This window comes from Herbidospora solisilvae (assembly GCF_009901565.1).
Lineage (GTDB): Bacteria > Actinomycetota > Actinomycetes > Streptosporangiales > Streptosporangiaceae > Herbidospora > Herbidospora solisilvae.
This window is the reverse complement of record NZ_WXEW01000009.1, coordinates 231,791-252,675: the sequence shown is the minus strand read 5'-3', so window position 1 is coordinate 252,675 and position 20,885 is coordinate 231,791. Positions and strand designations below refer to the sequence as shown.

General features: G+C 69.8%; 18 protein-coding genes. 10 read left to right on the top strand and 8 right to left on the bottom strand.

Annotated features, from left to right (window positions below; all coding sequences use genetic code 11):
* Positions 1–139: 139 nt before the first annotated feature.
* Positions 140–619 carry a MarR family winged helix-turn-helix transcriptional regulator gene (locus GT755_RS29660; RefSeq protein WP_202610666.1) on the bottom strand — a complete coding sequence of 160 codons (480 nt, stop codon included), beginning with the start codon at positions 617–619 and terminating at the stop codon, positions 140–142.
* Between the two features lie 334 nt (positions 620–953).
* Here GT755_RS29660 and GT755_RS29655 point away from each other — a divergent pair, with 334 nt between their 5' ends.
* From GT755_RS29655 to GT755_RS29640, 4 genes are all read left to right on the top strand, one after another.
* A complete protein-coding gene (locus tag GT755_RS29655; protein WP_161482880.1) occupies positions 954–2,078 on the top strand; it encodes an NAD(P)-dependent alcohol dehydrogenase in 1,125 nt (374 codons plus the stop codon).
* 5 nt (positions 2,079–2,083) lie between these two features.
* On the top strand, positions 2,084–3,145 hold the full coding sequence (locus GT755_RS29650; protein ID WP_202610665.1) for an MBL fold metallo-hydrolase: 1,062 nt from the start codon (positions 2,084–2,086) through the stop codon (positions 3,143–3,145).
* A gap of 100 nt (positions 3,146–3,245) precedes the next feature.
* Positions 3,246–4,661 (top strand): aldehyde dehydrogenase family protein, encoded by a 1,416-nt coding sequence (locus GT755_RS29645; protein WP_161482879.1) that lies wholly within the window; start codon positions 3,246–3,248, stop codon positions 4,659–4,661.
* A gap of 104 nt (positions 4,662–4,765) precedes the next feature.
* Positions 4,766–5,329, top strand: coding sequence for a dihydrofolate reductase family protein (locus tag GT755_RS29640; protein WP_161482878.1), 564 nt, complete (start codon positions 4,766–4,768; stop codon positions 5,327–5,329).
* Between the two features lie 88 nt (positions 5,330–5,417).
* Here the strand turns inward: GT755_RS29640 and GT755_RS29635 are convergent, their stop codons facing one another.
* Complete coding sequence (locus tag GT755_RS29635; RefSeq protein ID WP_161482877.1) at positions 5,418–6,425, bottom strand: RNA polymerase subunit sigma-70; 1,008 nt, start codon at positions 6,423–6,425, stop codon at positions 5,418–5,420.
* A 77-nt stretch (positions 6,426–6,502) separates the two neighbouring features.
* Positions 6,503–7,096 (bottom strand): TetR/AcrR family transcriptional regulator, encoded by a 594-nt coding sequence (locus tag GT755_RS29630; protein WP_161482876.1) that lies wholly within the window; start codon positions 7,094–7,096, stop codon positions 6,503–6,505.
* Between the two features lie 91 nt (positions 7,097–7,187).
* Here GT755_RS29630 and GT755_RS29625 point away from each other — a divergent pair, with 91 nt between their 5' ends.
* Positions 7,188–8,363: a cytochrome P450 gene (locus GT755_RS29625; protein WP_161482875.1), complete on the top strand. Its 1,176-nt coding sequence runs from the start codon at positions 7,188–7,190 to the stop codon at positions 8,361–8,363.
* Positions 8,364–8,678: 315 nt separating this feature from the next.
* Here GT755_RS29625 and GT755_RS29620 read toward each other — a convergent pair whose 3' ends face one another.
* Entirely contained in the window at positions 8,679–9,665 is a 987-nt protein-coding gene (locus GT755_RS29620) for an NAD-dependent epimerase/dehydratase family protein (protein ID WP_161482874.1), read from the bottom strand.
* Between the two features lie 142 nt (positions 9,666–9,807).
* Between GT755_RS29620 and GT755_RS29615 the strand changes: the two genes are divergently transcribed.
* Complete coding sequence (locus GT755_RS29615; RefSeq protein ID WP_161482873.1) at positions 9,808–10,260, top strand: MarR family winged helix-turn-helix transcriptional regulator; 453 nt, start codon at positions 9,808–9,810, stop codon at positions 10,258–10,260.
* 233 nt (positions 10,261–10,493) lie between these two features.
* Here the strand turns inward: GT755_RS29615 and GT755_RS29610 are convergent, their stop codons facing one another.
* Complete coding sequence (locus GT755_RS29610; RefSeq protein ID WP_161482872.1) at positions 10,494–10,760, bottom strand: hypothetical protein; 267 nt, start codon at positions 10,758–10,760, stop codon at positions 10,494–10,496.
* A gap of 856 nt (positions 10,761–11,616) precedes the next feature.
* Positions 11,617–12,456 carry a helix-turn-helix transcriptional regulator gene (locus GT755_RS29605; RefSeq protein ID WP_161482871.1) on the bottom strand — a complete coding sequence of 280 codons (840 nt, stop codon included), beginning with the start codon at positions 12,454–12,456 and terminating at the stop codon, positions 11,617–11,619.
* 324 nt (positions 12,457–12,780) lie between these two features.
* On the opposite strand from GT755_RS29605, the gene GT755_RS29600 reads away from it, so the two are divergent.
* Entirely contained in the window at positions 12,781–13,725 is a 945-nt protein-coding gene (locus tag GT755_RS29600; RefSeq protein WP_161482870.1) for an SDR family oxidoreductase, read from the top strand.
* A 374-nt stretch (positions 13,726–14,099) separates the two neighbouring features.
* Here the strand turns inward: GT755_RS29600 and GT755_RS29595 are convergent, their stop codons facing one another.
* Positions 14,100–14,411, bottom strand: a complete 312-nt coding sequence (locus GT755_RS29595) for a hypothetical protein (RefSeq protein ID WP_161482869.1) — start codon at positions 14,409–14,411, stop codon at positions 14,100–14,102.
* A 173-nt stretch (positions 14,412–14,584) separates the two neighbouring features.
* Here GT755_RS29595 and GT755_RS29590 point away from each other — a divergent pair, with 173 nt between their 5' ends.
* Complete coding sequence (locus GT755_RS29590; RefSeq protein WP_161482868.1) at positions 14,585–15,022, top strand: hypothetical protein; 438 nt, start codon at positions 14,585–14,587, stop codon at positions 15,020–15,022.
* A 95-nt stretch (positions 15,023–15,117) separates the two neighbouring features.
* Here the strand turns inward: GT755_RS29590 and GT755_RS38780 are convergent, their stop codons facing one another.
* Positions 15,118–15,546: a hypothetical protein gene (locus tag GT755_RS38780; protein ID WP_202610663.1), complete on the bottom strand. Its 429-nt coding sequence runs from the start codon at positions 15,544–15,546 to the stop codon at positions 15,118–15,120.
* 522 nt (positions 15,547–16,068) lie between these two features.
* Here GT755_RS38780 and GT755_RS29585 point away from each other — a divergent pair.
* Together GT755_RS29585 and GT755_RS41370 are read left to right on the top strand one after the other, a co-directional pair.
* A complete protein-coding gene (locus tag GT755_RS29585) occupies positions 16,069–16,206 on the top strand; it encodes a hypothetical protein (RefSeq protein ID WP_161482867.1) in 138 nt (45 codons plus the stop codon).
* 354 nt (positions 16,207–16,560) lie between these two features.
* Entirely contained in the window at positions 16,561–20,790 is a 4,230-nt protein-coding gene (locus GT755_RS41370; RefSeq protein WP_161482866.1) for a cation-translocating P-type ATPase, read from the top strand.
* The last annotated feature ends 95 nt before the right edge of the window (positions 20,791–20,885 follow it).

Here is a 20,885-nt window from a genome sequence, read left to right as displayed (position 1 = left end):
ATTCGGTATAGATGTTGTATACGCCCAGCTCCCCTGCCGATACCGGCGGCGAGGGGGCGTAGCCGCATGAGCCCACACCCGTGAGGTCGTCGCTCGCCGACGCGGCTGCCGCACATCCTGCGGCGATCGTAGAAGTGCCTCAGGTGGTGGGGCTGCTGACGTGGTGGGCGAGGGTGCACAACAAGGTACGGAAAGTGGCGCGCGCTTCGTCCGGGAGGTTTTCCAGGAGCTGCTGTTCTGCCTGACCCACCGGTCCGCTGAGCTCCTGCCAGCGGCGTGTTCCGTGCTCGGTGGGGAGGATGTGCCGGTTCCTGCGGTCGGAAGGGTCGGGTCTGCGTTCTACCAGCCCGGCCTTCTCCAGGTCGTCGAGCAGGTAGGTCATGATCGTGCGGTCGATGCCCAGGCGGTTGGCCAGGGATCGCTGGCTGTTGGCGTGGCCCTGCACGGCGGCCATGAGCACGAAGTAGCCGCGGGGTCCGCCGGGAATGTCGGCCACCGCGGCCTCGACCGCCTTGGCGTAGGCGCGGAAGACCACACCGATGGCGAAACCGAAGTCGTCCTCCAGCCGGGGAGGCTCGGCTGCCGGGTCCGTCGCACCCTTGCCACGCTGCGAATTCACAAGAAGCACCTTAGTGTAGACATACCGTCTGTTCGGCAGACGATAGATGTTACATACCATCCTCGGAGCTGTCGGGGAGGGTCGGCCTTCAGGTGATGGAGTCATCAGCGCAGCGTGGACCATCGGCGGCCATGCCGGGAACCGCGCCCTCGCCGCCGTCGGAGCGGTCACCGCCGCCTCCCTCATCTCCGATCAAGGCAGGGCCTCAGGCCGGGTGTTTGCACCAAAACGGACAAATAGGCTATGTTCAAGACGATTCGTCGAGCAGACGATCTATATCACAGCAGATTTGCCGATCCGGGTCTGCCGTCCTGAAGATCTGGAGGGACTTGTCATGCGTGTTCGGGCCGCGGTCGCCGAAGAACCGGCGAAACCATTGGTGCTGAAGGAGCTCAGGCTCGATGAGCCTCGGGATGACGAGGTCCTGGTCAAGCTGGTGGCCGCGGGGATCTGCCAGACCGACGCTCATGTGTGGCATCAGCGGATTCCCGCCCCGCTCCCTCTCGTGCTCGGACATGAGGGGGCCGGCGTCGTCCAGCGGGTCGGCGCCGGTGTCACCAATGTGGTGCCGGGCGACCATGTCATCCTGTCGTTCCAGGCGTGCGGGCAGTGCCCGCAGTGCCTGAGCGGACGGCCGGCCTACTGCGACAGCGCGTTCACGGCGAACTTCTCCGGTGCCCGGCTCGACGGCACCCGCGGCATCCATCCGGCCGACGACGGGGACGGCGCCGTCCACGGGCACTTCTTCGGGCAGTCCTCGTTCGCCACCCATGCCCTGGCCACGCAGCGCAACACGGTGAAGGTGAGCCGGGACGTGCCGCTGGAGGTGCTCGCGCCGCTGGGATGCGGCCTGCAGACCGGTGCCGGAGCGGTGCTGAACACGTTCGCCGCCCAGGCGGGTTCGGCGGTGGCCGTGTTCGGGGTCGGCGCCGTCGGCTGCGGCGCGGTGATGGCCGCCCGGGTGGCGGGCGCCTCGACGATCATCGCGGTCGACGTCAACGACCGGCGCCTGGACCTGGCGGCGGAACTGGGCGCCACCCACACGCTCAACGCCGCCCATGTGGACGTGACCGAGGAGATCAGGGCCATCACCGGCAGGGGTGTCGCACACCTGCTGGACACCACCGGCCATGCCGACATGCTCCGGCACGCCGTGGACGCCCTCGCGCCGCTGGGTCAGCTCGGCACGGTCGCAGGGGGCGGTCCCGACGCCTCCCTCCATCCCGCCAGACTCGCGCTCGGGAAGTCGGTGCGCGGCATCGTCCAGGGCGACGCCGTACCGCAGTTGTTCATCCCCAAGCTCGTGGAGCTGTACCGGTCGGGCCGGTTCCCGATCGACCGGCTGGTGCGGTTCTACGCATTCGACGACATCAACACCGCCTTCGCCGACGCGGCACACGGCGATGTCGTCAAACCGGTCCTGCGCATCGCGGACACCGGTGTCACCGAAGAGGAGTAAGACACATGGCAGGAAAATACGGCGACTTCTACGCCGCCCAGAAGTGGGGCTTCCCCAAGGCCGTCGCCGCCGAGCACGCGCCGTCCCCGCGGCAGTTCATGCCCGACCACATCCACGACCCCTCCTTCTACGAGAGGAACTGGCACAAGGAGGAGATCGGGGACGGGTTCTACTGGGTCACCACCCCGTCCGGCTACGAGGCGGCCTTCATGCCGACAGGCAGCGGCGTCGTCGTGATCGACGCCCCGCCGCCGCTCGGCGAGAACCTCTTCGCGGCGATCGAGTCGGTCACCGACGAACCCGTCACACATGTCATCTACAGCCACTGGCACTCCGACCACATCGGAGCGGCCTCGATGTTCGGGCCCAAGGTGAAGATCATCGCGCATGACGTCACCCGCGAACTGCTGGCCCGCTTCCCCGACCCGTACCGTCCGCTGCCCACGGACACGTTCACCACCGACGAGACGCTCGAGGTGGGCGGCCGCCGCCTCGAACTGTCCTACAAGGGCGCCGACCACTGCCCGGGCAACATTTACATCTACGCGCCGGAGGAGAAGGTCCTCACCAAGATCGACATCGTGAGTCCCGGCTCGGTGACGTTCATGCACTGTGACGCCTCGGAGAACATCAGCGGGTTCTACCAGGCCCACGACGACATCCTGTCCTACGACTTCAAGGCGCTCGTCGGCGGTCACATCACCCGGTGGGGCACCCGCGAGGACGTGGAGACGGCCCGTGAGTACTGGCACGACATGCTGGCCGCCTCCGACGAGGCGCTGAAGGAGATGAGCACACGGGACGTGCTGGAAGGCTTCCACCAGGGCACCGGCCGGGAGCACCGGCTGGTGGGCGCGGAGAACTTCATCAACTCGATGGTGAACTACATCACCGACAAGGTGCTCTCCAAGACCACGTCCAACGGACAGGCCTGGCCCGAGCGCCTGGCCGGTGCCACCACCTTCACCAAATACCACGCCTTCACGGTCATGGAGTCATCGCGCCTCGAGCGGACCCACCACGGCTACCAGCGCCGCGGCACCGGCGGCGCCTGGTACGTCGTCTGACCCGTCCGCATTCCAGTGGGGCGGCGCGGGCCACGGCCATCGGCCCGCGCCGCCCGCCAACCCACCGGCGGCCCCGGCCGCAGTGACACAGAGGCACGACATGCTGAAGATTCACCACGTGTACGTCGACGGGAAGTTCCGCACCCCGCACGGCACCGAACTGTCCCCCCTGTACAACCCGGCGACCGAGGAGGTCATCGGTGAGGTCCGGCTCGCCGACGAGACCGACGCGCTCGCCGCCATCGCCGCGGCCAAGCGCGCCTTCCCGAGCTTCTCGCGGACCGGAAAGCAGGAGCGCATCGCCATCCTCAACCGGCTGAGCGCCGCGTTCACCGATCGCCTGGACGACCTCAAGGAGGCCATGGCCGAGGAGTACGGCGCCGTGCGCGGCGTCCTCGACGCCCTCGTCCCCAGGGCGTCAGGGATGTTCGACGAGGCCGCAAGGCTCCTTGGGACGTACGAGTTCACCAGGACCAGCGGACCGAACACCATCGTCATGGCACCACTCGGCGTCGCCGCGCTGATCACGCCGTGGAACCTCAACATCGTCTTCCTGGCGCAGAAGATGGCGGCCGCCATCGCCGCCGGCGCCACCGTCGTCGTCAAGCCGAGCGAACTCAGCGCGACGCAGACCCAGGTCGTGACGGAGGCCGTCGACGCGGCGGACGTCCCGCCCGGCGTGATCAACATCGTGACCGGCCGGGGCGAGATCGTCGGTGATGTCCTGACATCACACCCCGACATCGTCAAGGTGGGCTTCACCGGATCGACGGCGGTCGGGCAGCGGATCATGCGCAACGCCGCCGCCACCTTCAAGCGCCTCACCCTCGAACTCGGCGGCAAGAGCCCCAGCATCCTGCTCGACGACGCCGATCTGACGACGGCCGTCCCCGCGGCGCTCGCCTCCGGCTTCCTCAACAACGGACAGACCTGCTTCGCCGGCACGCGGATCCTCGCGCCGCGCAGCAGGCTCGACGACGTGCTCGAAGCCGTCAAGGCCGCCATGCCCGCGTTCAGGGTGGGCGACCCGCGTGACCCCGGCACCGGCGTCGGGCCCGTCGTCTCCCGGCAGCAGTTCGACCGTGTCCACAGCTACATCCGGCTCGGCCTGGAGGAGGGCGCGCGGGTGCTCGTCGGCGGTGCGGGCCGTCCGGAGGGCCTGGAGAGGGGCTGGTTCGTCAAGCCCACCGTCTTCACCGGGGTCACCAACCAGATGCGCATCGCCCGTGAGGAGATCTTCGGCCCCGTGCTCGTCGTCATCCCGTTCGAGGACGACGACGACGCGGTGACCATCGCCAACGACACCCCCTACGGGTTGCAGGCCCATGTCTTCACCCCCGACGTCGAGCGAGCCCACCGCGTCGCCCGGCGGATCGAGGCGGGCACGGTGCTGATCAACCGAATCTTCGCCGACCACGAAGCGCCGTTCGGCGGGATCAAGCAGTCCGGCATCGGCCGCGAGCACCACACCTACGGCCTGGAGGCCTATCTCGAACCCCGCGCGATCACCGCATGACCACAGACGCCACCGGTCGGCACCGGGCAAGGCTGCGCGCCGATTAGGTTTTCCCGCTGTGCCCGTCTGTACGTGTGAGATCGACTCAAGAGAGGGCTGGCACGATGCGGAAACTGATCTTCGCCATGAACCTGAGCCTGGACGGCTACATCGCCGCGCCCGGCGACGACCTCGGCTGGAGCGTACCGAGCGACGAGCTGTTCCAGTGGTGGTCCGACCGGGTGGGCGCGACCGACCTGGCGCTGTACGGGCGGAAGCTGTGGGAGACGATGAGCTCCCACTGGCCGACCGCCGACCAGCGGCCCGGCGCCACACCGGCGGAGGTCGAGTATGCCCGCCGCTGGCGGGACATGCCGAAGGTGGTGTTCTCCTCCACGATCGGCACGGTCGACTGGAACACCCGCCTGGTCACCGGCGACGCGGTCGCCGAGATCGCCCGGCTCAAGGCCGAAGACGGCGGCCCCATGGACATCATCGGCGCCACACTTGCCGCAGCGGCCATGCGGGCCGGGCTGATCGACGAGTACGTGCTGGTCACCGCACCGGTCTTGCTGGGCGGCGGCACGCCGTTCTTCACGGCCCTGGACACGTGGGTGAACCTGAACCTGGTGGAGACGCGGACGTTTCCCGGCGGCGTGATGCTGACCCGATACGAGACGAGACGATGAGCCGTACCTCCTCAGAGTGAAGGACGCCCCGGCGGCAACCCGGCGAGGCGGTGGTGTTCAGCAGGTATGGGTGCTCGGACGTGCCTGGTCACAGCGTCGCGGGCAGGCCCAGCCATGGTTTGTCGCGGGCGTCGAATCCCGTCAGCTCGGTGATCTTCCCGTCCACGATGCGCAGGACCGCGATGGTGTACAGACGGTGTTCCGGGTCGTCGGGGGTGCGGAGGTACAGCGCGGCGGCAGGCATGCGGTTGACCGTCGTGGCGACGCAGCGCCAGTCGTCGTGGCCGCGCTGGAAGAGCCCGCCGGAGACCCAGCCGTCCACCGCGTCCTTGGCCGTGACGATCAGGGTGCTCGGCTCGGCCAGCATCGCGAAGCGCAGGTCATGGCGCAACAGGGCAGCCAGCCCGGTGAGGTCGTTGCGCTCATGGGCGTCCATGTACGCCTTCACCACGCCGCGCTCCTCATCCGACAGCTCGTCCGGGGCGGGGCTCCGCCAGTCGAGGCGGCGGCCCGGCAGTTGCCCGCGCATCGTCACGCGTGCCCGCTGCAGTGCGCTGGTCACCGATGCGACGGTCAGCTCCAGGGCGTCGGCGGCCTTCGACGCCGGCCAGCCCAGGACGTCGCGCACGATGAACACTGCCCGCTGCCGCGGCGGCAGGTGCTGGACGGCGACGATGAAGGCCAGCTCGATCGTCTCCCGCGCCACCACCGATTCCTGCGGGTCCTCCGGGAGCATCCGGTCGGGGTAGGGCTGCAGGTAGCGCACTTCCGAGCCCGCGCCCGGCAGGTCCGCGGGCACGGGTGTGCGGTCGTCGCGCTTGTCCAGGAAGTCGAGGCAGGCGTTGGTCGCGATCCGGTACAACCAGGTCCGCAGCGCCGCGTGGCCCCTGAAGGACGCCCGCTTGTGCCACGCCCGCAGGAACGTCTCCTGCGTCATGTCCTGGGCGTCTTCGTAGTTGGCGAGCATCCGGTAGCAGTGCACCTGCAGCTCACGCCGGTAGCGCTCCGTGAGAAGCACGAACGGTGCCGCGTCGGTCGAGCGGGCCGCCGCGATGAACGCGGCCTCGTCGTCGCCGGGCACTCTGGCGTCGGTCATGGTCGTCAATCCTTCCGCAGGTGGCGAGGGGCCACCAGAACCGACGACGGGGCGGAGCATTCCTGATCGACGACGGATCAATTCGCGGTCGGCCGCGAGGCCGCCCCGGCCGCGGTGATGACACCGTGCACCACCCCGGCGATGCGGTCGGCCACCTGGTCGGGATCGGGTCGTCCGGCGTCCAGCCAGGCGATGACCGCCTCGACGGTGAGCGCCGGAATCAGGTCGGCGGCCCACTCCAGCCACGGGCCCGCGGGGATGACGCGGGCCAGGTTGCGATGGGCGAGCTCGCGGGAGGCGACTGCCATGAAGTTCGTCAGGTCGCGGAACTCGCGCTCGCGCGCGGCGTGGCGAAACAACAAGCGGAACCCGTCAGGATCGGCGCTCGCCGCCTCGACCAGGGCGGGAATCGCGCGGTCGTCGTAGTTGCCGGAGCCGGTGGCCTCGATCAGGCGGGCACAAGACCGGTCGAGCACGGCCCGGTAGAGGTCGGCCTTCGATTCGAAGTGCCGGTAGAGCATGGCCCGGGTCAGTTCCGCCTCGGCGGCGATGTCGTCCAGGCCGGTGTCGGCGAACCCGTTGCGGGCGAACGCGCGGGTGGCCGCGTCGAGGATCTGTTCGCGCCGCTCGGCGCGCCGCAACCGCCGGACCGGGGCCACCTGGTCGACCATTCGGACTCTCCTCTTGTATCCCCCAAAGTGTACAAGTTAGATTCTTATACGACGGAGTATACAAAGGGATGTCTACTTATCGGGAGGTCCCATGTCCACGCTTCCGTTCGAACGGTCAGAAGGCCCGCTGCGCCGCCCTCCTGAGCTGAGCGAACTCCAGAAACAGGGCCCGGTGCACGCGGTGACCACGGCGGTCGGCGACCCCGCCTGGCTCGTCACCGGATACGAGGAAGTCCGCCGCCTACTCGCCGACGATCGGTTCGGCCGGGCCCATCCCGAGCCGGAACGCGCCTCCCGCAGCGGAGAGTCGGCCCTCTTCGGCGGCCCGCTCGGCGACTTCGACACCGAGCAGAGCGACCATCGCCGCATGCGCGCCCTGCTCCAGCCCCACTTCTCCCCCAAGCGCATGCGCGCCCTGCGCCCCCGGATCGAGGAACTCACCACCTCGCTGCTCGACGAGATGGAGGCCGCCGGCTCCCCCGCCGACCTGCACAGCGCGCTGGCCCTGCCGCTGCCGATCGCCGTCATCTGCGAACTTCTCGGCGTGCCCTACGACGACCGCGACCGGTTCCGCGCCTGGAGCCAGGCCGCCGCGGACGTCACCGACCGCACCCGATCCGAACAGGGCCTGGCCGACCTGTTCATGTACGGCCGTGACCTGGTCGCCCGCAAACGCGCCGAAGGCGACCCGGACGCCGACGTGATCTCCTGCCTGGCCGCGACCGAGGGCGTCAGCGACGACGAGGCCGCCATGCTCGGCATGTCATTGTTGTTCGCCGGTCACGAGACCACGGTCACCGCGATCGGCATGGGCACCCTGTGGATGATGTCCACCCCGGGCCAGTGGCAGGCCCTGGCCGCCGACCCCGCGCGCATCGACGCCACGGTGGAGGAGATCCTGCGCGGCTTCGGCCTGGGCGGCGGCGGCCTCGTGCGTTATGCCCGCACCGACCTCGACATGGAAGGCGTCCCGGTACGCGCCGGTGACCTGGTCCTGCTGGACACGGGCGCGGCCAACCACGACCCGGCCGCCTACCCCGAACCGGAGCGCTTCGACCCCGGCAGCGCCGTGGCGCCCCACCTGAGCTTCGGCCACGGCCCGCGCTACTGCATGGGCGCGCCCCTGGCCCGCATCGAGCTGAGCGTGGTCTTCACCCAGCTCGTCACCCGCTTCCCGACCATGCGGCTGGGACGGCCACTGGAAGAGATGACCTTCGACCCGAAGACTCTGACCGGCGGGCTGACCGCCCTGCCGGTCACCTGGTGACCTGACGTTCAGCAGCAGTCGGCGTGCTCTTACTCGAAGGCCGGCACAGAGATGCTGCACCGTCGTTGGAGCGGCCCGCCGAGGTTGCCCGCGTCGGCCTCGACCACGTACACCTCCCAGGATTCGGGCGTAGCAGCAGGAGGTGTCGTTCTCGCGAGGCCGGCCTCGGCGAGTCGCCGGTGGTCAGCGTTGTCCTGGTGGTCCCGACGTTGCGGTGCCGTTATGGCTGTGGTGGCGACGCCCAGGTGAGTCGCGCCAGAGACGTGCTGGCCGGCATGGTGGGGCGGTGAGACCGTGGCGTGCGAGGTCGTCACCTCACGAGAAGCTCATCTCCGCCAGGCCCTTCTCCACCGTCATGTCAGGCGAGTAGCCCAGTTCCCTCCGCGCGGCGGTGATGTCGTAGGAACGGTCGCGGCCGGTGAAGCTCACCAGCCAGTTCGTCAGCGGGGGCGCCGTCTTGCGGCGGAGCAGGCGGGCCGTGCGGTCCATCATCGCGGCCATGGGCGCCGCCATCGCCAGAGGGACGCTGCGGCTCTCGGACAGATCCACGCCGCGGGTCGCCAGCAAGGGGGTGAGGAAGTCCCGGATGGGCATCGGCGTGCCGTCCGTCACGTAGTACACCCCGCGGTGGCGGCCCCGTGTGAGCGCGAGCATCGCGGCGCCCGTCAGGTTTTCGACGTGCACGAAGTCGACGATGTGCTTGCCGTGATCGATCCAGGCGAACCGTCCCGCGTCGGCGACCTTGACCATCTCGTTGATCGTCGTCATTCCGCGACCCCAGATGAACGGCGGGCGGAGCACGACCAGCTCGGTGTTCTCGCTGTGGGCCTTCACCAGTGCACGTTCGGTGGCCAGCTTGACCCGGCTGTAGGCGATGTTCGGCCGGCCTTCCGGCGTCGACTCGTCGACGACGGGACGACGTTGACTGCCCGTGGAGACGGACGCGGCGCTGACGAGCACGAAGCGCCGCACCCCGGCCGCGACGCTCGCGGCGTGCAGGGCGAGGGTCGGCACGTGATTGGCCTGTTCGAAGAGCGAGTCGGGCCCCCAGAACTCCATGTGAGCCGCGACGTGTACGACCGCGTCGGCCTCGCGCAGCGTGTCGAGCCAGACCGGCACCGGGGAACCGGACCGGCCGAGCTCGGCGAGATCGCCGGGAACGGCTTCGGCTCCGGCCGCACGTACCCGCTGAATGCTCGAGCCCGATCTGGCCAGCGCCATGACCTCATGTCCTTCGGCGACGAGCCGATGGACGAGAACGCCGCCGACGAAACCGCTGCCGCCCGTGACGAAGACCTTCATGCTTGCACTCCTCGTGATTGAGGACGCACTTCTTGTGCGCGCTCGATGCCCTGCCGGATGCATAGGCATCAAATAGTTTGATATCGATGCATCGACGTCTATGTAACCTCCCGTACGATGGGGCGTCAAGGGGAGGTGGGCGATGCCGCACGAGAAGAAGAGCGTGACCGCAGCACAGGTCGCCGACGAGTTCAGCCGTACGGCGAAGGTGCTCGTACGACACTTCAACGAGCGTCTGGGCGAGCACGGGGTGTCGACGCCGAGGTCGCGCCTGGTGGTGGAGGTGGCACGTTCACAGCCGGTTCGGCTGACCGAGCTCGCTCTCGCGGTCGGTATCGCCCAGGGGACCGCCTCCACCCTGGTCGACGCGCTCGTCCGTGACGGACTGCTCGAACGCCAGACCAGCGCGGGCGACCGCCGGTCCGTACTCCTACGAGTGACGGCGCAGGGGGCCGCACTGGCCCAGGACTGGACGGCCGGCTATGAACTGGCGGCCGAAGAGTTGTTCAGGCCGCTCACCTCGGAGCAGATGTCGACGCTGGTCGACATATTGCGCACCCTCAGCGCCGACGAGGCGTCGCCTGCCGGCGACTGAAGAAGACATCGAGAGATGGTGCGATCTGCACGGCAGTCTTGGCTGCCGGCCTGATCACCACAAGGGCCGTCTCTGTGGCTACGGGCAGCCGGCACGCACCGTTGTCGCGGACGAGGTCAGGCCGCTGATGTCATCCGGGCCGTGACATTGGCACGGAGATCCGGAACGACGCTTTCGATCGCCACGAGGTGACTGCCGCGGTGAGACCGGGAGCCGCGCCCGGTCTCGTCCCCCTAGATCACGACGACCAGGAACGCCGTCATGCCCAGTGCCGCCGCCACGAAGCCCAACGTGCGCCGGTTGACTCTAGCCTCCTGCCAGGAGCAGCGGACCAGGATGACCGCGATGACCAGCGCGGCGACCAGGTGTGCCCACGAGTTGCCGACGAAGGTCATCAGCAGGCCGAGCGCGAACACGACGGGGCCCTCACGGTAGCGGCCGAGCAGCGCCCAGACGACCGCGACGGCCAGGAGCATCGTGGAGACATTCCCGTGAAGCACTCGTGAGAATAGACCGTCTCTACCGTTGTAATAACTCACCATCGAATATATGGAGTTCAGAGAGCTGTCATAGGCCAAGATCGGTGCGGGCTGCGTCAACGAGTAGATCCCGGTGCCCATGAGAACCAGGAAGAGACACAGGAGCACCTCGCCGGTCAGTTGCCGCGCGCGGTCCACGGTGGCCTACCTCGTGCTCAGTAATCGAATGATCATGCAGCGAATGATTTCATGCGAAGTGCAGGTGTCAGAACGCGTCCACGCGTTGCTTGGGCGCGGAACCACGAAACGGCCTGATGCGCCCATGTGCGGGAGATCCGTCGCGACCGGGCGCTGCTGGTCGGGCGTGCCCACTGCTCGAACTGATCTGGGTCGAGGTCGCTGGGCTCCCCCGCGCCGCAGCCGTGCTGCGAGGAGGCTCCGACCTCGCGACGGAGGCTTGGCGTGCCGGGGGTCAGGTCTGCGCGGACACCTGGATCTGCTCCTGTAGGCGCTACGAGCCAAGGTGCACCGCAGCTTCTCCCGGAGCGTCTGGAATACCCCGCGCTCATAGACGCCGCGCGGATTCGCTGCCGCCTATTGCTGTCGGCCCGGAACGTCAAGCTCCATCAAGACGATCCCCTGCACGGGCGCAATTCTCTCCAGGGGCCTGGCGCTGTTTACCGCTGGTGTTCAAAAGTCGGAGTGGACAATGAACCTCTAGGCGGGAAGGATCCAGCTCCTTACGGAATTCGTGGATGACCTCGCCGTTTGGCCAGCCGCTAGCCGGTCTGGCCCTACGCGGACCGCGATCGACTCATCGTGCAGCACCGACTACGTCACAGGCGGCCGTACTGTGCCGTGTGCGGGTACCAGGGTCTCAGCGGAGCGTCTGTGCTCCGATGACGGACAGCACCTGGAGCTTCTCGTAGCTCTCGCTCCCGGGTGTGGCGGTGTAGACGAGCAGCGAGTGGGCCTGGCCGGGGTCGACCAGTCGCTGGCAGGTCAGCTCCAGGGCGCCGACCTCGGGGTGGTTGAAGTGCTTGACGTCGTGGGGGCGGATCCCGATCTCGTGGTCGTTCCACACGCGCCGGAACTCCTCACTGCAGTCCAGGAGCAGGTCGGCCAGGTCTGCGGCCCGGGAGCCGGGACCGCGGAGGGTGACGAGCTCGCGCAGTCCCGAGGCGTACATCCGGGTGAGGAAAGGATGTTCTTCCGGCGCGTAGATCTGCCGGGCGGCGGGGTCGGTGAACCACCGGTATCCCATGCTGCGGGCGGGCCCGGTGTACTTGGTCGTGTCGCCGGTGAGGGCGACGCCCATCGGGCTCTGCCGCAGGGTCTCGCCGAGTTCGGTGACGATCTCGGCGGGTGTGTCGTTCAGGCGGTCGAGCACCCGCAGGAGGCCGGGGCTGATGTGCTCGGTGGACGCGCCCCTGGCCGGTGGGTTGTGCCCGGCGAGGCGGAACAGGTGGTCGCGTTCGTCGAGCGACATGTGCAGCCCCTGGGCGATCGAGGCGAGCATCATCTGCGACGGCTGAGGGCCGCGTTCCCGCTCCAGGCGGGAGTAGTAGTCGGCCGACATGTGGCACAACAACGCGACCTCCTCGCGCCGGAGCCCGTTGGTCCTGCGCCGGGGGCCGCGCGGCAGGCCGACGTCCTCGGGTTGCAGTGCCTCGCGGCGGTTGCGGAGGAACTCCGCCAGCCCGGTGCGATCGATCACGACGATCCTCCTTCTCGAGTGCTGCCTCGTTTCTAGTGCCTGCGGGCGGAGGTAGCCACGGCCCGCCGATCCCCCCATCTGGAGCGGTGACCTGGCGAGCCTGTGATCGGGAGGTCCTGGATACGCCCGGGCGGTCCCCCGAGGATCGATGCCATGGCCCGAGCCGCGGGATCGGAAAGGCGATCGCGCTGCGGTACGCCTGGTTCGACGCGAGCGTGGTGATCGACTATTCCGCCGACGAGGACAACACGCGGCGCTTTCGAACACCCTTCTCGGGCCACGTCCACGGGGGCGTCTGGGCCACAACATGAAGGAGTAGAGGCGATGCCACGCAAACGAATCGACATCACCATCCCCACCCTGTCCGGAAAGCGCGCCGTCATCACCGGCGCGAGCGACGGAATGGGCCTGAGGATGGCCACGAGCCTGGCGGCGGCCGGTGCGGAGGTGATCATGCCGGTCCGCAACCCGCGTAAGGGCGAGGCCGCGATCGCCGCGATCAGGAGGGCCGTCACGGGCGCGAAGGTCTCGCTGCGCACCCTCGACCTGTCTTCGCTGGAAACGGTCGTGGCCCTGGGCGAGGCTCTGCGCGAGGAGGGCCGTCCGATCCATCTCCTGATCAACAACGCCGGCGTGATGAGCCCGCCGAGCCGGCAGACCACGGCCGACGGGTTCGAGCTGCAGTTCGGCTCCAACCACCTGGGCCACTTCGCTCTGGTCGGCCAGATCCTGCCGCTGCTGCGCGACGGCCACGCCCGCGTGACCTCGCAGATCAGCATCGCCGCCCGTCGCGGCACCATCAACTGGGACGATCTGAACTGGGAACGGGGCTACCACGGGATGCGTGCGTACAGCCAGTCGAAGATCGCGTTCGGGCTGTTCGGCCTGGAACTGGACCGGCGCAGCAAAGCTCACGGATGGGGCATTACCAGCAACCTCTCCCACCCCGGGGTCGCCCCCACCAGCCTCCTGGCCGCCCGCCCCGAGATCGGCCGCGGCCAGGACACGCCCCAGGTCCGCCTGATCCGGACACTCTCGGCCCGCGGCATCCTGCTGGGCACCGTCGAGACGGCCAAACTGCCCGCCCTCTTGGCGGCGACCGGCCCCAGCGCCAAGCCCGGCGCCCTTTACGGCCCCAGCGGGCTCGGCAACCTCGGCGGCCCGCCTGCCGAGCAGCGGCTCTACCCACCGCTGCGCAGTAGCGAGGACGCCGCACGCATCTGGCAGGTCTCTGAGGAGCTGACGAAGACCTCCTTTCCGACCGCCTGACATCCCGCCCCGAGAACCGCGAGCCACAGGAGCATGTTCGAGTCCCCGGCCCATCGCAGCTCCGGCGGCGATGACCTCGTCATTACCGGGGCCAGCCTTGCGACGATCTCCACGCCCGGCTGTTCGTCTGGACGACTTGAGTGTGCCCCCAGGGCATGGTGTTCGCTCTTGAGCGCTGCGACCAGTTCAAGACCGAGAGGACCCCCCATGGACGCACCGGGCTCCGCCGATCCCAGTCCCTTGACGCGAGAACGTTTCCGGCCGGCGGTCGACGACTCCCGGCCGTTCGGCGCGCACCTGCGCATGACGCGGTGGCAGGCGCTCGTGGTCATCGTCGTGCCGTCGCTGGTGATGGTGGTCCTGCAGGTCGTGCTCTACCAGTTCGTCGGCGTCATCGAGGGCAGTGACGATCCGCTGGCGGCCACCTTCACCCCGTTGAAGTTCCTGGCCGTCAACCTGAGCGTGGGCGCGGCGGGCGCGCTGGCGATCGGGCTCCTGGTGTGGCCGGCCAAGGTGCCGTGGCGCAGTCTGATCAGCGCGCCGCGAGCGTTCGACCCCCGCCGCCTGACGGAGTACCTCCTCGGCGCGGCGCTGCTGGTGAGCGCCGGGATCGGGGTCGTGGCTCTGGTCGCCCCCGACGCTCCGGGCTGGACGGCCTTCGGCGTGAGCGCCACGACGATCGTCATGCTGATTCTCATCCTGCTGACCACTCCCCTGCAGGCGGCCGGGGAGGAGTTGATGTTCCGCAGCGCCGTGCTGCCCGCCGCCGCCTCGTGGGTGCGCGCGGTCCGCCCGGCTCTGGTCGTCGGGCTCGTGGTCGCCAGCCTGGCCTTCGCCGTGGCTCCAGAACATCCGGCGGGTGCTGGCCACGCTGTCCGAGCCGGGCGCGGCAGCGGACGTGCCGACCGGGTTCAGCGCAGTCGCGGAGGACCTGCGCGGCAACGACCGCGCACTTCTCATGATCTACGCCCAACTGTTCTCGGACGAGTCGATGGACGCCGTACGGCGGACCCTCGAGGCACGCCCCAACGTCGCACTCGACGAGGAGTTCCGCGACCTCCCCGAAGACGCCGACGACACCACGCGGCAGGCCCTCGCCGAGCAGCTCGCACCGTTCATGGACGACGCGCGCGCCGATCATCCGGTCACGTTGGAACTCAAGGCCTCCGCGCCGCGGCAGGTCCGAGCGGCCAAGGCCGCCGTGGGCCATGCTCTCGAAGCCCTCTACAACCGCGCTCAGATCGATGTGCTGCGCCGGGCACAGATGATCATCGCGGCCGGCCGCGACCCACGCTAGGACGTGTCCTTGTAGATGCGTGGCGTTGGGGCCGGCGCCATGAACAGCGCGATCAGGCCGCGCGGAGGCGGCCTGATCGTTTCGCCGGCCTCTCGTCAGGCCTGTCTGCGGGTGCGCCTCGGGGCTTCCTTCGGCTCGGCGGCCTGCGGTGTCCGCGCCCTTGCCGGCGGTGCCTGCTTCGCGGCCGACCTGTCCGGCTTGGCGGCGCCCTTGGCCCGTGCCGCGATCAGCGTGCCAACCCCGATCGCGGCCGCGATCGGCCATTCGATGACACCGACGGCGGCGAGCGCGCCCAGGCCGCCGTAGTAGACGACCTGCTGCGCCGACGTCGACTTCGCGGCCCGCCGCATGGCGTGGCCTGCCTGCCCCTTGTCCATGTGCGGAAGATGCATGTGCGGCTGGTGCACCTGAAGGCTGACCATCGGCAGGTTGAGCGTGAGCATGTCGTCGTGCTCCTCCTCTGCCACCGAGGTCTTCTCGGCAGTGCCCTTCATGGGCCGGTTCTTGGTTTCGGTGACAGTCATAGCCCCCTCTTTCCCCCTCGATTCACCGTCGCCTCACGACTAACCGCTGCGAGGATCGCCACGTGACCCCGCCTACGGCGTCCCGGCATGTGGCGTTCGGAAACCTCAACTCCGCGTCGTTCCCGCCTGGGCCGGAGGGAAGCATGCGACGTTGACTCTTGAGGTCGTATATGCCGAAATGTCGGGTTCCGATGACCTGGACCGCCCGGCAGGCCTCGAACCGTCGAGCAAGGTGGGAGGCGATGCGCCGGGCCCCCTGTTCGGCGGCGACATCGGGGAGATCGTCCGCACGTCGGGCTCCAGGAGGCCTGGTCAACCCGGTCGCCGACAGTGGCGTCTCGGGCCGCCAAGCGGATTGGGCACTCGCCTGGGACGCCTAAACTCCAGGCCGTCAGGCGACCCTTCTGCTCGAGAGCCAGCCAGCTGACCAAGAGGTCACCGGAAGTTCATCGAACGGACAGAAGCGTGATGCCTATGTCCTTAAAGGTGGACTGTAGTAAGTTTTGCCCCTGGAGGTATCTAATGTCCGGTTTCTTTGGTTCGTTGCTCGCCAAGGCGGCGGTTATCGCGCTCGAGGCGCTCGTCGCCCACCTGGTCCAGGTTGTGATCCAGTCCGTCGCACGGCGGTTCGCCACGCAGCGCGGATTCGCGACCGCCTGAGGCCGCCCCGCCCGCCGTCGGCCGACTCCCGGCAACTCCGACCGTTCGACCGGCTGACCGGCCGCAGACGGGCGGGCCGGAAGTATCCCCGCACGATTCCTGCCGGTCCTCGCCCGGACATGATGTCCACTTCAAGGGCATGGTCATGATTGTGCTAACTGCGGATGATTCGCCGGGTAGAGCGCCTCGTATGCCCTAGCATCAGAGCCTGAATTCTCCCCCCGTACGAAGGTACTGGCGCCTTGGGGGGATCGCAGCATGTACGGGCGGATGCTGGCTTTTGCCACCGGAATGCTGAGCTGCTTGCCGGTTCCCGAACTGGTCCGGGACGAAGCGAAGAAGGCTGAGGCGAGGGTGGAATCCCGGCTCGCCCGCACTTGGCTGCGCAGACGGCGCAGCTGGCAGGCCGGAGCGAACGGCCTGTGCGTCGAAGTACGGGGACTGCACCTGTCCGGCATGGATGCCGCGGCCGAGGCCCTCGAACACGACCTCATGGCCACCGACGGGGTGACGCGGACCGAGGTCAACCGGGCTCTGGGCTACGTGTTCATCGCGGGTGAGGCACTCGACGAAGACACCCTGGTCGAGCTGATCGAGGCGGTGGAGCGCAAGCACGGTCTGGACGGCGCGCCGTACGCCAGCGCGGTGACGCTGCCGGACGTTCCGGCGGTGCTGCTCGGATTCGGGGTACGGCTGGCCGGGCTGGGGGTGTCGGCGGCCGGCCGGCTGGCGGGAGCACGCGGGCTGCCCCCGGCCGTACCGATGCTGGTCACCCTGGCCGATTCCTACCCGTGGCTGCGGAGCGTGGTGGAGCATCGGCTCGGGCAGCCCGCCACCGACGCCCTCTTCGGGATTTCGAGCACGATCGCCAACGCGCTGTCGTTCCGCCCGCTGGGTCAGCTCATCGACACCGTCTACGCCGGTTTGCTGCTGGCCGAGTCCCGTGCCCACAACCACGCCTGGGCCAGGGCTGCCGCCGGCACGTCCACGCACCGGTCCGCGCCGTTCGAGCGGCTCAGCCGGCCGGCGCAGCTTCCGCGGGGGCCGATCGAGCACTACTGCGACCTTGCCATTCCGGGCGCGGTGGGGGCGTACGGGCTGACCGCAATCCTGGCCCGCACTCCGGAGCGTGATCAGGCCTTCCTGGCGGCGGCCGCGCCGAAGGCCGCGCGGCTGGGCCGGGAGGCCTTCGGCGCCGAACTCGGACGGGGCCTGGCCGCCTCGGACGTGCTGGTGTTCGACCCGCGGGCGCTGCGCCGCATGGACCGGATCGACACCGTGGTCATCGACGCCGACGCGCTGCTGACCGGGCGCTGGACGATCCACCACGTCGACGTGACCGGCGAGGCCGGCTCGAACGAGGATCCCGCGGAGGCGCACGCGATCGTCCACGAACTGGTCGATCCGGCCGATCCATGGCGACGGCGCGAGCAGGCGGCCTGGGCCGTCGAGCCGAGCCGCACCGGCGACGGTCCGCTCACGGTCACCCGGGACGGGCGCGCCGTCGCCCAGGTGACCATGATCGCCGAGCTGCATCCCCTGGCCAGGCCGCTGATCGAGGCGGCCGAATCGGCGGGGACCGTCCTGCTGGCCGGCGGGCCCCCGGACGTGAGGGATCGCCTCGGCGTGACCGGCACCGTCGCCGGCGGCAGGCGGCTCGCCGCGGAGGTGCGCGCGCTACAGGCCCAGGGGCATGGCGTGGCGGTCGCGTCCGCCTCCGGCAGAGCGGCGCTGGCCGCCGCGGATCTCGGCGTCGGCATCGGCTCAGCGGAGCGCAAGCGGTGGACCGCCGACGTGAGCTGCGACCTGTCCAGGGCGGTGCTGCTGCTCGGCGCGATCGGCGCGGCACGGCGGAACAGCAGGCGCAGTGCGCAGCTCGCGTTCGCCGGTTCGTCGTGCGCGGCGGTGCTGGCCGTGGCGGCGCCCCGCGGTGTGCGCACCGCCTTCGTGGCGGTCAACCTGGCGGCGGCGATCGCCGCCGGGGCGGGCGTCTGGACGGCCCGGTCGGTGCTCCGCCGTCCCGCGCCGATCCCGCATGACACCACCGCCTGGCACGCCATGCCCGTACGGGCCGTGCTCAACCGGTTGACCACGACCCCCGCCGGGCTGTCCGACGGCGAGGCCGAACGCCGGCGAGTCGTCGCCCCATCCGCCGACGGTCCGCCACGGCTGTTGAGGATGTTCGTCGAGGAACTGGCCAATCCGCTCACTCCGATCCTGGCCGCCGGGGCGGCCGTCTCGGCCCTGGTGGGCTCGGTGGCCGACGCCGGGCTCATCGGCGGCGTGCTCGGGATGAACGCGCTGATCGGCGGTGTGCAGCGGCAGGGCGCCGACCGCGCGCTACACGATCTGCTGACCACCACCGCCATACAGGCACGGCTACGCCGCGCGGGCCACGTACAGGAGACGGCCGCGGACCAGCTGGTCCCCGGCGATGTGATCGAGCTGGCGTCGGGCGACGCCGTGCCGGCCGACTGCCGGCTGATCGAGGCCGACAACCTGGAGGTCGACGAGTCCTCCCTCACCGGCGAGTCGCTGCCGGTGCCCAAGACCGCCCAGCCGGTGGCCGCCGAAGCCGTGGCCGACCGCCATTCCATGGTCTATCAGGGGACGGTCGTCGCGGCCGGATCCGGGGCCGGCGTGGTCGTGGCCACCGGGGCGGCGACCGAGGCCGGACGCAGCGCCCGGACGGCCGCGGACGGCCCGCCGGCCGGGGGCGTGGAAGCCCGGCTGCGCGAGCTCACCCGCGTCATCCTGCCGTTGTCGGTCGGCGCCGGAGGCCTGCTGATCCTGCTGGACCTGCTGCGTGGTCGTCCGGTCGGGGCGTCGCTGGGGAAGGCGGTGAGCCTGGCGGTGGCCGCCGTACCCGAAGGGCTGCCGTTCGTCGCCACGGCGGCCGAGCTGGCGTCCGCGAAACGCCTGTCCACACGCGGGGTGCTCGTGCGCAACCCCGGCACGATCGAGACGCTGGGCCGGGTGGACGTCTTGTGCTTCGACAAGACCGGCACCCTCACCGAGGGACGCATCCGGCTGCGCCGGGTCAGCGACGGGCGGGCCGACGCGTCGATCACCCGGCTCACCCCGGAGCTGCGCCGCGTGCTGGTCACCGCCGTCCGCGCCTGCCCGACGGCCGGTGACGTGCTGCCGCACCCGACCGACCGGGCGGTGGTGGACGGCGCGGCGCGCGCGGGCGTCGGCACCGCCGCCGGCAACGGCGCCTGGCAGCTGGTCGACGAGATGCCGTTCGAGCCCGGACGCGGCTACCACGCCGCCCTCGGCCGGGTGCCCGACGGGCAGCTGCTGAGTGTGAAGGGCGCACCGGAGATCGTGCTGGAGCGGTGTGCACGCCGGCTGATCGACGGCACCGAGATGCCGCTCGACGACAAGACGCGTGCGGAGGTCTACCAGAAGGTGGACCGGCTGGCACGCAAGGGCTACCGGGTGCTCGCGGTCGCCGAGCGGCCCGCCTCCGACCGCCGCGACCTGGACGAGTCGCGCATCGACGGGCTGACCCTGCTCGGAGTGCTCGCCCTGGCCGATCCGGTCCGGGCGACCGCCGCCCTGGGGGTGACCCGCCTGCAGCAGGCCGGGGTCCGGCCCGTCATCATCACCGGCGACCATCCCACCACCGCCGAGGCGATCGCGGCCGAACTCGACATCCTCAACTCCGGGCAGATCGTCACCGGCGCCGAACTCGACGCCATGGACGACCAGGCACTGGCGGAGGCGCTGCCGAAGGTCGCGGTGTTCGCCCGGGTCACCCCCGCCCACAAGGTGCGCATCGTCAAGGCGTTCCGCGACAGCGGCCGGGTGGTGGCGGTCACCGGCGACGGCGCCAACGACGCCCCGGCAATCCGCCTCGCCGACGTGGGCATCGCACTCGGCGCCGAGGCGACCCCGGCCGCCCGCGGCGCGGCCGACGTGGTGGTCACCGACGACCGGATCGAGACCATCACCGACGCGATCGCCGAAGGCCGCGCCATGTGGACCTCGGTACGCGACGCCCTGGCCATCCTGCTCGGCGGGAACCTCGGCGAGGTCGCCTACACCGTCGGCGCCGCCGGCACCCTGGGCGGCGCGGCCGCCCTCAACGCCCGCCAGTTGCTGCTGGTCAACCTGCTCACCGACATGTTGCCCGCGATGGCGGTGGCGGTCCGGCCCCCGGCCGGAACCACGCCCGAGCAGCTGCTCGCCGAGGGTCCCGAGGCGTCCCTGGGCAAGCTGCTGGGCCGCGACATCATGCTCCGCGCGGGCGTCACCGCCGCGGCCGCCACCGCCGCCGCGCTGATCGACGGCATGACCGGCCCACGGTGGAACATCAGCACCGTCGCCCTCGTGGCGCTGGTGTCGGCCCAGCTGATGCAGACGATGGCGGTCAGCCGCGGCGACCGCACCGTCCTGGCGGCGGCCGCCGTCTCGCTGGCCGCCCTCGGGCTGATCGTCTCCATCCCGGGCGTGAGCAACCTGTTCGGCTGCCGCCCGCTCGGCCCCAAGGGATGGACGATCGCCATCGGCTGCGCCGCGGCCGCCACCGCCGTCGGCCTGCTGCTGACGCGCACCGGGCAGAGCGACGCCCCCGGCTGACGATCAGACCCCGGGCCAGGCCGAAGTCTTCGGTGTGGCCCGGGTCATCCACCATGTCGGAGTATGCGGACATCACCTCGGGGGCGAGATCGCGG

Bases quoted from the DNA above. Each gene is read 5' to 3' on its own strand.
- GT755_RS29620 (WP_161482874.1), bottom strand. From the start codon at position 9,665: ATGAAGGTCTTCGTCACGGGCGGCAGCGGTTTCGTCGGCGGCGTTCTC.
- GT755_RS29655 (WP_161482880.1), top strand. From the start codon at position 954: ATGCGTGTTCGGGCCGCGGTCGCCGAAGAACCGGCGAAACCATTGGTG.
- GT755_RS29600 (WP_161482870.1), top strand. From the start codon at position 12,781: ATGCCACGCAAACGAATCGACATCACCATCCCCACCCTGTCCGGAAAG.
- GT755_RS29585 (WP_161482867.1), top strand. From the start codon at position 16,069: ATGTCCGGTTTCTTTGGTTCGTTGCTCGCCAAGGCGGCGGTTATCGCG.
- GT755_RS29650 (WP_202610665.1), top strand. From the start codon at position 2,084: ATGGCAGGAAAATACGGCGACTTCTACGCCGCCCAGAAGTGGGGCTTC.
- GT755_RS29630 (WP_161482876.1), bottom strand. From the start codon at position 7,096: ATGGTCGACCAGGTGGCCCCGGTCCGGCGGTTGCGGCGCGCCGAGCGG.
- GT755_RS29635 (WP_161482877.1), bottom strand. From the start codon at position 6,425: ATGACCGACGCCAGAGTGCCCGGCGACGACGAGGCCGCGTTCATCGCG.
- GT755_RS38780 (WP_202610663.1), bottom strand. From the start codon at position 15,546: ATGACTGTCACCGAAACCAAGAACCGGCCCATGAAGGGCACTGCCGAG.
- GT755_RS29640 (WP_161482878.1), top strand. From the start codon at position 4,766: ATGCGGAAACTGATCTTCGCCATGAACCTGAGCCTGGACGGCTACATC.
- GT755_RS29615 (WP_161482873.1), top strand. From the start codon at position 9,808: ATGCCGCACGAGAAGAAGAGCGTGACCGCAGCACAGGTCGCCGACGAG.
- GT755_RS29625 (WP_161482875.1), top strand. From the start codon at position 7,188: ATGTCCACGCTTCCGTTCGAACGGTCAGAAGGCCCGCTGCGCCGCCCT.
- GT755_RS29645 (WP_161482879.1), top strand. From the start codon at position 3,246: ATGCTGAAGATTCACCACGTGTACGTCGACGGGAAGTTCCGCACCCCG.
- GT755_RS29595 (WP_161482869.1), bottom strand. From the start codon at position 14,411: ATGACGATCGTCGTGGCGCTCACGCCGAAGGCCGTCCAGCCCGGAGCG.